The sequence below is a fragment of the Paenibacillus litoralis genome, from assembly GCF_046244365.1.
Lineage (GTDB): Bacteria > Bacillota > Bacilli > Paenibacillales > NBRC-103111 > Paenibacillus_V.
On record NZ_CP176395.1, the window covers coordinates 2628541 to 2641198 of the forward strand.

At 57.7% G+C, this 12658-nt stretch carries 9 protein-coding genes; 8 read left to right on the forward strand and 1 reads right to left on the reverse strand.

The window, feature by feature from the left end; all coding sequences use genetic code 11:
• Positions 1–11 precede the first annotated feature (11 nt).
• The 7 genes from ACKGJP_RS10560 (at position 12) to ACKGJP_RS10590 (ending at position 6791) form a co-directional block, all read left to right on the forward strand.
• Positions 12–1136, forward strand: a complete 1125-nt coding sequence (locus ACKGJP_RS10560) for an acyltransferase domain-containing protein (RefSeq protein WP_409345612.1) — start codon at positions 12–14, stop codon at positions 1134–1136.
• Between the two features lie 221 nt (positions 1137–1357).
• Positions 1358–2098, forward strand: a complete 741-nt coding sequence (locus tag ACKGJP_RS10565; protein WP_409345613.1) for a (Fe-S)-binding protein — start codon at positions 1358–1360, stop codon at positions 2096–2098.
• Between the two features lie 37 nt (positions 2099–2135).
• Entirely contained in the window at positions 2136–3689 is a 1554-nt protein-coding gene (locus tag ACKGJP_RS10570; protein WP_409347127.1) for a LutB/LldF family L-lactate oxidation iron-sulfur protein, read from the forward strand.
• Positions 3686–4465, forward strand: coding sequence for a lactate utilization protein C (locus tag ACKGJP_RS10575; RefSeq protein WP_409345614.1), 780 nt, complete (start codon positions 3686–3688; stop codon positions 4463–4465). Before ACKGJP_RS10570 ends, ACKGJP_RS10575 begins: the two co-directional genes overlap by 4 nt.
• 293 nt (positions 4466–4758) lie before the next feature.
• A complete protein-coding gene (locus ACKGJP_RS10580) occupies positions 4759–5811 on the forward strand; it encodes an RCC1 domain-containing protein (RefSeq protein WP_409345615.1) in 1053 nt (350 codons plus the stop codon).
• A 36-nt stretch (positions 5812–5847) separates the two neighbouring features.
• Complete coding sequence (locus ACKGJP_RS10585) at positions 5848–6141, forward strand: hypothetical protein (RefSeq protein WP_409345616.1); 294 nt, start codon at positions 5848–5850, stop codon at positions 6139–6141.
• Entirely contained in the window at positions 6138–6791 is a 654-nt protein-coding gene (locus ACKGJP_RS10590) for an HD domain-containing protein (RefSeq protein ID WP_409345617.1), read from the forward strand. Before ACKGJP_RS10585 ends, ACKGJP_RS10590 begins: the two co-directional genes overlap by 4 nt.
• A gap of 79 nt (positions 6792–6870) precedes the next feature.
• Here the strand turns inward: ACKGJP_RS10590 and ACKGJP_RS10595 are convergent, their stop codons facing one another.
• Positions 6871–10173, reverse strand: a complete 3303-nt coding sequence (locus ACKGJP_RS10595; RefSeq protein WP_409345618.1) for an SNF2 helicase associated domain-containing protein — start codon at positions 10171–10173, stop codon at positions 6871–6873.
• Between the two features lie 263 nt (positions 10174–10436).
• Here ACKGJP_RS10595 and ACKGJP_RS10600 point away from each other — a divergent pair, with 263 nt between their 5' ends.
• On the forward strand, positions 10437–12650 hold the full coding sequence (locus ACKGJP_RS10600) for an alpha-galactosidase (protein WP_409345619.1): 2214 nt from the start codon (positions 10437–10439) through the stop codon (positions 12648–12650).
• Positions 12651–12658 lie beyond the last annotated feature (8 nt).

A 12658-nucleotide genomic window follows, 5' to 3' on the forward strand; every position in this document is an offset into this window, starting at 1 on the left:
GAGAAGGTCGGATGGACGTTTGGAATCGTTCTTTCATCGATGAAGCGAATACTGTTTTTCAGCTGCCGCGCCCGGTTGTCGAAGCGTTCTACGCGGAACTGGAGCGGATTGCCGAAGATCCGGGACTGCAAAGTCTCGCGCTGGAGCTGAGCAATCAGCTTCACGGCTCCGGGGGAAACAAGAGGGAAGCCATTGCGCGGTTGCGGGAAATGGGGCCGGAGGCCGGGATGTTTGCCGCCGTGGTCTATGCTTCCGGATTGCCCGCGATCAAGGAGCATTACATATCGAGAGGAATTCCCCAGTACATTTTGAAGGATACGATGAGCGACTTGGGCATTTGGATGCATCACCATAAACAGCTGCATGGCGCGTGGGGATTAAGCGAGCTCGGCTGGCTGGTTCATCATTTCAGCGGGAGCATCTATAAGCTCGGACGTCTGCAATTTATGCCCAAAACGTACAACGTCAAGGCAAAGGCGTTCCGCAATCGCACAAACGGCCGTATACTGGCGCTTACGGATGCCGGCGTGACATTCCGTTCGGACGGTCAGGTGAATGGGACGAACGGGATCTACGAGAAAGAGGGAGCTTGGGTATCTCATTATCGGAACGACGGACACCTCATCTACGGAAATCGGATATCGCCGGAAGGCTGCGCGGTACGCGAGTCGGTCGTCCTTGACGGGCGCGAATGGGAGCTTGTTCTGCAGGAGGGCGATCCGGTACTGGACGTTCATATTCCGGCGGCCGGCAAAATGTCGCACGACCTATGCAGGGAGTCGTACCGTCAAGCGGTCTCGTTCGCGGCCGAGTTTATACCGGGTGCTCCGATCAAGGCCATTATGTGCTCGTCCTGGCTGCTAAGCCCGCAGCTCGGGCGTATTCTTCCGCCATCGTCGAATATCGTAACCTTTATGAAGGATTACTTTCTTACACCGGTACTGTCGGACGACGTTCAGACGTTTGATCGGGTTTTCGGCGCGAAGCCGGACGATTTGTCGCAAGCGCCGCGCGATACGACGCTCCGTAGAACGGTGCTGGATTATGTTATGGCGGGACATGCGATCCATGGCGGAGCGGGATTTTTCTTACCCGAGTTGGTTACGGACGAACGTTATGCGGACCGGACCGGGTGATAGCGATCCGGCTGCATAAGAGCCGACCGTTCCGTTGGAGCTTCTTCAGCGAACGTTCGGCTGTACGTTTGCCGCAGAAAAGCGACGAACGATGCGTTTTGACAAAATAACTCTTTTCTTTTGCTAACTTATCTGATAACCTGACAAGTATAAGAGCAGCAGGACTTTGAGCGTCCCGCAGCTGCACAGGAAACGTGAAAAAGCGGAAGGAAGGAATCTCCATGCGCGTATCGTTATTTATCACTTGTCTTGCCGATCAATTATACCCGGAAGTCGGTGAAAGCGTCGTCAGACTGCTTCACCGGTACGGATGCGAGGTCGATTTCCCGGAAGTGCAAACGTGCTGCGGCCAGCCGGCCTTCAACAGCGGGTATCAGGACGAAGCGCGTGAAGTCGCGCGCAATCTCGTCCGGGCGTTCGAGCACAGCGACTATGTCGTGACGCCGTCCGGCTCTTGCTCGGGCATGGTGCATCATTATTACCCGTACTTGTTCCAGGACGAGCCGGAATGGAAAGAGAAGGCCGACAAGCTCGTCGCCAAGACGTACGAATTCTCGCAATTTCTCGTGAAGGTGCTCGGCGTCAGGGATCTCGGCGCTTACTTCCCCGAGAAGGTGACGTACCATCCTTCCTGCCATGCAATGCGGCTCGTGGGCATTAAAGAAGAACCGCAGGCGCTTCTGGAGAACGTGCAAGGGATGGCATTCATCGACTTGCCGAGGAAGGAAGACTGCTGCGGCTTCGGCGGCACGTTTGCGGTGAAAATGGCCGACATGTCGCAGGCGATGGTTTGCGAGAAAGCGGCTAATGTGTGCGCGACGAATGCGAACGTGCTGGTCGGTACGGACATGGGCTGCCTGATGAACATTGGCGGAAGGCTCAACAAGGAAGGCAAACCGATTCGCGTGATGCACATTTCGCAGCTGCTGGAGGAAGGAGTGAAAAACGGTGAGCGCAAGTAATACGCAGACGCATGCAGGGCATGATCCGGAGCTCGATCTGATCGGCACCGGTCTCAAGAAACGGACGGAAAAGGCGCTTGCCGACGACTTCCTGCGGAAGGCGGTGGCCTTTACGACCGATAAGCTTCGTACGGGCAAGCTCGCCGCCGCGGACGACTTCGGCAACTGGGAGGAATGGCGCGAGCGGGCGAAAGCGATCCGCGCCCATACGATTAGCCATCTCGACTATTATTTGACGCAGTTTACGGACAACGTCGCCAAAAACGGCGGGAACGTCTACTTTTGCAATACCGCTTCGGATGCCGTCAAACAGTTTATCGACATCGCGCGCAAGCATGACGCCAAGCTCGTGGCCAAGGGCAAATCGATGGTGTCCGAGGAAATGCATCTGAACCATCATCTGGAGCAGATCGGAATCGAGGCGATCGAGACCGATTTGGGCGAATATATTTTGCAGCTGGCTAAGGAGACGCCTTCGCATCTGATCATTCCGGCGATTCACAAGAACAAGCAGCAGATCGCGGATATTTTCTCCGAGGAATCGGGCACGCAACTGCCGCCGGAGACGAAGCCGCTCGCGAATTTTGCCAAGCAGAAGCTTCGCAATTATTTCCTTGAGGCGGACATCGGCCTGACGGGCTGCAACTTCGGCGTCGCCGAATCGGGATCGATTACACTGGTTTCGAATGAAGGCAACGGCCGGATGGTATCGACGCTGCCGAAGGTGCATGTCGTCGTCATGGGGATGGAGCGGCTTATTCCGACGTTCGAGGATCTAGAGGTCGTGCTCAACATGCTGGCGCGCAGCGCAACCGGCCAAAAGCTGACTACCTACACGTCGATGATTACCGGACCGAAACGGCCGGAGGATCTGGACGGACCGGAAGAGCTGCACGTCATCGTGCTCGATAACGGCCGGTCGGCCCAGCTTGGCGACCCGATTTTTCAAGAGGTGCTGAACTGTATCCGCTGCGCGGCTTGCTTGAACGTTTGTCCGGTATACCGCCATGTAGGCGGGCACACCTACGGTGCCGTGTACAGCGGACCGATCGGCGCGGTGCTGACGCCGCTTTTGATGCAGGATATGAAGGAAGCCGGCGCGCTCGCTAACGCGTCCAGCTTGTGCGGAGCCTGCTATGAAGCATGTCCGGTCAAAATCCCGCTGCACGACATGCTCGTTCATTTGCGCCACCGCAAGGTGAAAATGAAGCTGACTCCGCTGCTCGAGCGTCTTGCTTTCCGCTCGTTCCAGACAATGTTCGGCAACGTAACGGTGTACAAAATGGCGACGAAGTCGGCTTACTATTTGCAAAAGCCTTTCGTACGGAACGGCCAAATTCAAAAAGGGCCGGGACCGATGGCAGGCTGGACCGATTCGCGGTTTTTCCCGATGAAGCCGAAGCAGTCGTTCCGAGACAAGTGGTCCGCTCTGCAGGAAGATCTGAAGCGTCAGCCGCAGGCGGATGGGCAAGGCAAGCAGGCGGCCGAGCCGAAGGTAAACATTCGCGGGGCTGCCGAGGCTAACGTGAAGCCCGGGAACGATACGGATGCAAGCGTGAAGTCAAACGATAAAGGAGGCGGCGGGCTATGACGACGGAGCAAAAGCAGGGAACGATTCAAGGACGCGAGGCGTTCATGCAAAATATTGCGAAGCGGCTCGGCCGACCCGCGCCGCTGACGAAAGCGCCGGAGCATCCGTTCCGCGGAGCGCCGGATTTCTACAAAGCCGTGCAGCTGAGCACGGAGGAGAAGATCGAGCTCTTCTGCCGCACCTGGACGGGATTGACCGGCAAGGTGCTGATCGTCAAGGAAGCGGAAGCCGAGCAAGCGATCGCGGCTTATGCGCGCGAGGTGACCGCGGAGCTGGAGGCGAGCCGGGTCGCGATCTGGGAGCACGAGCGGCTATCCGCGCTCGGGCTGGAGAAGCGGCTGCGCGAGGGCGGCACGGACGTCGTTCCATGGCGCGACGACGCCATGGAAACGGACGCTCCCGCCGGAGAGCCCGGCTCGCGCTGGAGCAAGCGCAGCGCGCTGCTCCGCGCCGCCGAGAGATGCCAGCTCGGCATCGTCTGGCCGGACTACGCGATCGCCAACACGAGCACCCTCGTGCTGCTCGCGCGGGGCGGCAAAGGCCGCTCGGTAAGCCTGTTGCCCGCCGCACTGCTGGGTATATTCCGCGCGGATCAGCTGGTCACGCGGATGGGCGAAGCGTTCGCCGGTATCAAGGAGGAGTATCCGGAGGCCGGCGATCTGCCTTCCTCGATCAACCTGATCACCGGCCCGAGCCGCAGCGCGGATATCGAGAACGATCTGACGATCGGCATTCACGGCCCCGGCAAAGTATATGCGGTCATTATCGTGCCATAAGTCATTCCGAGCAATAAGAATCGAGAACGGCATTTCCATTATGGAAGGTTACTTTTAACGAAATGTACCGGTGCAGACCAAAGCCATCCTTTCGCTGGGATGGCTTTGGTCATTTCTTCTTTTGTACGGGGAAGCAGATGTCCGTGACGGATTGCTCGGATTCGGGGCCGTGATTGCGCTCGTCATAGGTCGACTGGGATTCCTTCTTTCCTTTCGCCGGCAGCCTTGAAGGATACGGAGCAAGTATGACGAACTATTATCTTCACCAATCATGAAATGGAGGGGGTAGCCGCATGAATCGAACGTACTTGCTTCCTCTCGCGGCCGTGCTGTTTCTGTCGGGGTGCTCCGCACAAACGAAGCAAAAGGAAGCGGTCCTTGAAACGGCTGCGGCCGCAGGAGCCGGAACGAACCAGCCTGCACCGTCGCTATCGCCGTCGCCGCAGAATGCGCCTTCCGGCACTCCTTCGGTCTCTGCGGTATCCGGTTCTCTTGCGCTCAAACCGCTCGGCGCCGCCGGCGAGCTCGCTTCCTACTACGACCGCCATCTAGCCGTCAAGGATGGCGTCCTGTACGGCTGGTCGGGCAACGGCAAGCCGCAGCGTCTGCTTGAGGACGCGCTGCAAGCGGGCGTCGGCGAAACGACCAACTACGCGCTGCTGAAGGACGGCCGTCTAATCGGGTGGGAGGGAGATGAGCCCGGGAAGGCTGCAACGCTTTCCGACGACGTCGTCAACTTCTCCGCAGGCAAAACGGGCGTTTTTGCCGTCAAAAAAGACGGAAGCCTGTGGAGGTTCGATGCGCCGGGCAAGCCTGGGACGGAGGTTGCCAAGAACGTCGTTTACTCCAGCATCGGCGACGGGGCGGATTATTACATTACCGTACAGGGCGACTTGTACGTCAAAGGGCTTGCGCATCGCGGGCAATATGGCGACGGCAAGCTGGAAAGCACGGATGATTTCGCTAAAGTGGCCTCCAATGCCGTGCAGGTACGGGGGCATACCGGTCACGCCATCATGCTCTTGAGCGGCGGAGACGTGCAGGGGACGGGCGGGAACATTTACGGGCCTCTCGGCACGCATGGGCTTGGCGATAAAGCGACGACTTGGGGCACCATTTTTTCCGGCGCGTCCATGATCGCTACTGGCTCCTCCCACTCCGTCGCCGTGAAGGAGGACGGCACGCTGTGGATCTGGGGCGCCAACGAAGGCACGAAACCTAGAAAGGTGCAGGAGCTGGAACGGGTCGTTTCGGTCGCCGCAGGAAAGGACGCCACGCTTGCAAAGACGGAAGACGGAGCGGTCTGGTTTTGGCGGACGGGGAAGACGCCGGAAAAGATTTTATAAGAAAGCCGATTGCTAATAAGAGTGACGACTTGGCTCATGGAATGGTATACGGATGCACGACAACTCGAAATCCCGCTTGATGCCTTTGCTCCGAGCGCAGTCAGTTTTACGTATGGCGATCTCTTTCCGACGATGCGATATGAGGACGGCAAGCCTTACCGGAAGCAAGTGTATACCAAACAGGAAATTTACGGAATGATTGACAAGTTTGGACTGCCCCAAGAGTGGAATCAAAACGGGCAGTACGGTCCGGAAAGGTACATCGAGGTGCAAATATGGGATGATAAACCGATATCGGCTTATTTGAAGAGTGGAGGGGTGAAAGCATGAATCGTGAGTTTATCGTTCAACAAGCCGAGCAATTTGCCAAAAGCGTCCTGGGCGCCGATTCCAGCGGACACGACTGGTGGCATGTGTACCGCGTAACGAAGCTGGCTCAAAAGCTGGCCGCCAAGGAAGGCGCCGACAGGTTTACTTGTACGATGGCCGCCTTGCTGCACGATATAGCGGACGAGAAGCTGAACCCGTCGAAGGAGGCGGGGATCGCGAAGGTACGCGGATGGCTGTCGGATCATGAGGTGGACGAGCTGCATGCTGCGCATATCGTCGAGATCATCTCTACGATGTCTTACGGCGACGGTGCAGGCAAAGCTATGCGGACGCCGGAAGGAAGAGTCGTGCAGGACGCCGACAGGCTGGACGCTTTGGGAGCGATCGGAATCGCCAGAACGTTTGCCTATTCCGGCTGGAAGGGGCAGCTTCTGTACGATCCCGAATTGCCTCCGCGCGAACGGATGACGAAGGAAGAGTACCGCAGCGGGAAAAGCACGGCGGTCAATCATTTTTATGAAAAGCTGTTCCGTCTGAAAGCTTTGATGAATACCGATGCGGCACGGCAAATCGCGGAGGATAGGCACCGGCTGATGGAGCAGTTCTTGCATAGCTTTTATGAAGAATGGGACCCGGAAGCCGCAGACTGATGCCGGCTCCGCTTCTTACGTACGGACATTGAAAGTATCCTGTTCGTCGCCTAGACTAACCTCAGACATACGGCTTCGGCTATTCCAGCATCAGCAGTTCGCGGATTTCCTGCTCCGTCAATGCCGACAGGGCTTCTTCGCCCGGCTGGATCACGGTGTCGATTAAATCCTTCTTGCGCTGCTGAAGCTCGACAACTTTCTCCTCGATGGTGCCGTGGCTGATGAGACGGATGACCTGAACGACGTTCTTTTGGCCGATCCGGTGAGCGCGGTCCATCGCCTGCTGCTCCACGGCCGGGTTCCACCAGAGATCGTACAGAATGACCGTGTCCGCTCCCGTCAAGTTGAGTCCCGTACCGCCCGCCCGCAGCGAGATCAGAAAAATGTCGCGTTCGCCTTCGTTGTAGCGCTGGCACAGCTCGACCCGCCGGCTTGCCGGCGTTGCGCCGTCCAGATAAAAGAACGGTACGTCCCTTTCCGCGAGCTCGCGGCGAATGATGCCAAGCATTTCGGTGAATTGGGAGAAAATGAGCATGCGCTTGCCCGAACCGATGCATTCCTCCATAATGTCGAGCAGCTGCTCGAGCTTGCCGGAGCCGCCGTCATAGTTTTCCACGAACAACGCGGGATGGCAGCATATTTGCCGCAGCCGGGTAAGGCCGGCCAATATTTTGATCCGGTTTTTCTGAAAGCCTTCCGCCTCCAGCTGTTTGGCGGTTTCCTTCTGGAGCTTGGCCAAATAGACGGCATAATGCCTTTTCTGCTCCTTGGTCAGCTCGGACGTCTGCAGAGTCTCGATTTTGTCCGGGAGCTCCTTCAGCACATCCTTCTTCATGCGGCGCAGGATGAACGGCCTCACCCGTTTCACGACTTCTTCGCGCGTGAGGTTCGCGAACGCTCTCTTGCTCTCGAACAGCTCCGGAAAGACGGCGTCGAAAATCGACCATAGCTCCTCCAGCGAATTTTCCATCGGCGTTCCGGTAAGCGCAAAGCGGCGGGCGGCTTGAATTTCCTTAACCGCCTGGGCGGTTTGCGTGGCGTGATTTTTGAACGCCTGCGCTTCGTCCAGGACGAGCAGCCGGAACGAGCGTCCCGCATACAGCTCCGTATCTCGGCGAAGAAGAGGGTACGACGTAATCACGACGTCGACGTCCGCCATTTCGTTTAGCAGCGATTCCCGGTCCTGCTTATCGCCGACGGCCAGCGCCGTCCGCAAAGCCGGAGCGAAGCGCTTCAGCTCGTTCCGCCAATTGTAGGTAAGGGATGCGGGAGAGACGATCAGAACCGGTCCTTCTTTATCGTCGCCGCCGCGTTTCTCCAGCTCCTCTTTACCGGATAGCATGAGCGCAATGCTTTGCAGCGTTTTGCCAAGTCCCATATCGTCCGCCAAAATGCCGCCGAACCGGTAATGGCTCAGCGTCCGCATCCATTGATACCCATACTTCTGGTAATCCCGGAGTATCGGGGAAAGCGATTCGGGCACCGCAAAATCGAAGCTGTCCGGGTTCCGCAGATTGTCGAGCAGCTCGCGCAGCGGCTTGCCGATCTTGATCTGGCGGGAGTCCGTGCCGGCTTCAAGCAGGTAAAGTCCCTTGGCCAGAGGCAGCGACAGCCTGCCCTCCTTAAAGTCCGAGCTGCGGAAGCCCGTTTGCGCGAAAAAGCCGGCGATGTCCGCAAGCCCTTCTCCTTCCAATGAAACAAACGCTCCGTCAGGCAAACGGTGGAACTTGCGCTTCTCGACCAGACTGCGCAAAATATGACGGATATCCTTCTGGCCGATGCCCTCCATATCGAAACGGATGTCCAGCCATTCCGTCCGCTCGTCCAAATTGACGGTTACCTTAGGCTGCGTGAGCGGCTGCTTCAACATTTTTACGGCTGAGGTGGCATACACTTCGACCAGACGCTCGAGCGCCGGCAGAAGCTCGTATAAGAACCGGTACACCTCCTCCTCACCGGCAATGACGAACGCGTCTTCGCCGTCCTCAAGGGAGGCTTGCTCGAGCACATCCAGGATGCGGCTTTCCCGTTCGGGATCGCGCGCTAAGATCAGCTCCGTGTGATCCTTTTTGCCGCTACCCGGACGGAGCGGATCGAAGACGACTTCGCCGTACGCGAACGTCAGCTTGAGCAGCAGCTGGTCGTCATCGCGGTCCAGATACAGCTTGGCCTGCAGCGGAGCGGTTACGATACGGTCCGCAATCTCCTTGGCGATAGCTACGCTGCCGATCTGCTTCAAGCCGGGGATGACGCGTTCCATGAACGTATCCAGCTCGGCCAGCGGGATGAGCAGACGCTGCCGGTCGGCATGGCGGAACAGCTCCTTCATCTCGGCCAGCCGGCGTATTTGCGCTTCCTTCATCCGGTACAGCGTGCCTTCCGCGAGCGTGCAGCCGTAGCTTTCCAGAACCGTTACATCCTCCAGGCCGTACATGTCGAGCCGGAACGCCTCGTCCGACGGTTTGCTTAATTGAAAGCTGATCGGCGGCTGCCCTTCCTTGATGTCAAGCCGCTCGACCATACGGCCGCCATGCTCGAACCGCGCCGTTACGCCGGGCAGCTTCGCCTGCAGCCGCTCCCAGGTTACAGGCGGGATGAACAGCGTTCGGCCTTCCGTCGACGAGTAATCGCTTATATAGACGCTTTTGCTTAAGGCGCTGCGGTATACCGTTTCATTGCGCACCGCATCGATCAGCTCGCGGATGAATGCCATATCTTGCTCCTGAAAGGCATGCACCATCGGGTCGTAAATAAAATGCTTCGAGAATTCGAAGGCGGACCGCCGCTCGACGCTTTCGAGGAAGCCTTTGAGTTTCTGAACGACATATAGGCGCTTGGGTCCGACCTTCATCTCAAGGGTGATCATGCCTTTGCGCGCGGAGGCAGTCGTAACGCCGAAAATAAACTCGGTCTCCAGCCGCTGCCGCTGTTCGGTGAAATAAGACGCCGCCCGGGCGGGGGGAGCCGACTTGGCAAAGAGCGCGATCATGTTGCGGGTTAACAGCAAGTCGCGGTTGGAGACGGCCGGATCGGCCGTGCGTCCGGTCTCGTGCAGAGAATGGTGCGGCGCGTCCGGTTCCGCATCCCTGCCGGGGACGTAGTCGCGGATATGGAACATGACGGCGGCGACATGCTTGCAGAAGACATAATAGCTGCCGAATGAAGGGCAGCTGCAGGACGCGTTTGCGAACATGCTTCTATTAAAAATAACCGTCACGTTAAATTCCTCGTGTTCGGATACGACTGCCGTATAGCGGTTTTTTTGGGGATCGAACGAAAGCTCGGTCACTTGACGGGACTCGTACAAGCGTTCGCCGCGCTCGTAGGCGCTATTGCCGCACAAGCGCTTGATCTCTTTATTCGTTAGGAAATGCTGCTGCATGGAAACTCCTTTCATTCGCAGGTTGGAGTCAGGCATAACGCTTCGCGTTTTTATTCCCATTATAGCATAAAAACGGCGGACATATGTTCGGTTGTGCTGCGAATGAGAGAAATCTTTCGCGCTGCGTTTCCGCACGGGACGGCCAACGAAACTACATTTGTCCATGTGAACCTTATAAAAATCCATACAAGACGCCGCCGCTTCCGCCTATAATGGACGAATAGTCATTTAACAGTCCATTATCCCGTATTCCGGAGGCGACCATGAGCATTATTTTCGATAGCAAGACCCGTATCTTTCATCTGCAAGGACCGAATTCCAGCTATATTCTCCAAATCGTCAAGTCGGGCTACATCGCCCACGTCCATTGGGGCGGCAAGGTAAGAGGGACGAACCCGGGCGCCGTTATCCCGTATCGCGGGAGAAGCTCGTTCTCGCCGACGACGGATTCGGCTGACCGGGGCTGGTCGCTGGATACGCTGCCGCAGGAGTTTCCTTCCCATGGAAGCAGCGATTACCGCGTGCCTGCGTTTCAGGTGCAGCTTGAGAACGGTTCAACCGTTTGCGAGCTGCTGTACGAGTCGCATCGCATTTATAAGGGGAAGCCGCAACTGGACGGGCTTCCATCGACCTATACGGAGCAAGACGACGAGGCCGACAGCCTCGACCTCGTGCTTTCGGACAAAGTAAGCGGATTGAAGGCTATTCTAACCTACACCGTCTATCGCGATTTTGACGCCGTGACCCGTTCCGTCCGCTTTCTCAACGAGGGGCATAGCGAGCTCCGCCTGCTGCGCGCCCTCAGCATGGGCATCGATTTCCCGCACGCGGATTTCGATATGCTGCACTTGTCGGGCTCGTGGGCGCGGGAGCGGCATATCGTCAAGCGTCCGTTGACGACCGGCGGCTCCTCGATCGAGAGCCGGCGCGGTGCAAGCAGCCATTCGATCAATCCTTTTGTCGCGCTGCTCGCCAAAGATACGACCGAAACGCATGGCGAAGCCTTCGGGTTCAGCCTCGTATACAGCGGAAGCTTCCTCGCGCAGGCGGAAGTAGACCCGTTTCAGACGACTCGCGTCGTGATGGGCATCAACCCGTTCGACTTTTCGTGGCTTTTGGAGCCCGGTCAATCGTTCCAAGCGCCGGAAGCGGTGCTCGTCTACTCTGCGCAAGGACTCGGCGGCATGTCCCGCATGTACCATAAGCTGTATCGCACCCGGTTATGCCGCGGAGAGCATCGCGATCGGTCGCGTCCGGTTCTAGTCAACAACTGGGAAGCGACGTATTTCAATTTTAACGCGGATAAGATCGAAGATTTAGCAAGAGCCGGACAAGAGCTCGGCCTGGAGCTGTTCGTGCTGGACGATGGCTGGTTCGGCAAGCGGGACAACGACAAAAGCTCGCTCGGGGACTGGTTCGTCGATAAGAACAAGCTGCCGAACGGTTTGGAGGATTTGGTTGCCCGCGTCAATAAGCTCGGCTTGCAGTTCGGCCTATGGTTCGAGCCGGAGATGGTGTCCCCGGACAGCGACCTTTACCGCGCTCATCCCGATTGGTGCCTGCACGTGCCGGACCGCCGCCGTACGGAAGCAAGACAGCAGCTGATTTTGGACTATTCCCGTGCGGACGTGCGCGAGTATATCGTGAAGGCGCTGTCCGATATTTTGGCGAGCTGCCCGATCGCATACGTGAAATGGGACATGAACCGCAATATGACGGAGATCGGCTCGGCGCTGCTGCCACCGGCACGCCAGCGGGAGACCGCGCACCGGTACATGCTCGGCTTGTATGAGGTGCTGGAGCGGATCACGTCGGCATTCCCGCATATTTTGTTCGAAAGCTGCTCGGGCGGCGGAGGACGCTTCGACCCCGGTATGCTGTATTACATGCCGCAAACATGGACGAGCGACAATACCGACGCCGTCGAGCGTCTGAAAATCCAGTACGGTACGAGCATCGTATATCCGGTCAGCACGATGGGATCGCATGTTTCGGCGGTGCCGAACCATCAGGTGAACCGCATAACGTCGCTGGACATGCGCGGAGATGTGGCGATGTCGGGCAATTTCGGCTACGAGCTCGATTTGACCAAGTTTACGGATGACGAGAAGGAGACGGTAAAAAGGCAGGTGGCGCTGTACAAGGAGCTGCGTCCGCTTGTGCAGTTCGGCGAGTTCTACAGGCTGCGCAGTCCGTTCGAGGGCAACCAAACGGCATGGATGTTCGTGTCGGAGGACCGGAGCGAAGCGCTTGTCGCGCACTTTCAAGTGCTGGCCGAGCCGTATGCGGCGCTGCACAAGCTCAGGCTGCAGGGGCTCGATGAAGGACAAGACTATTCGCTGCGCGAAGCCGGACAGGAGAACGGCCTGGAGCCGGCGACGTTCGGCGGCGACGAGCTGATGAGCATCGGGTTCAACTTGCCTTCGGCTAAGGGCGACTTTCTCAGCAGGCTGTATCATTTGAAAGCCGTACGTTAATTAGGCTT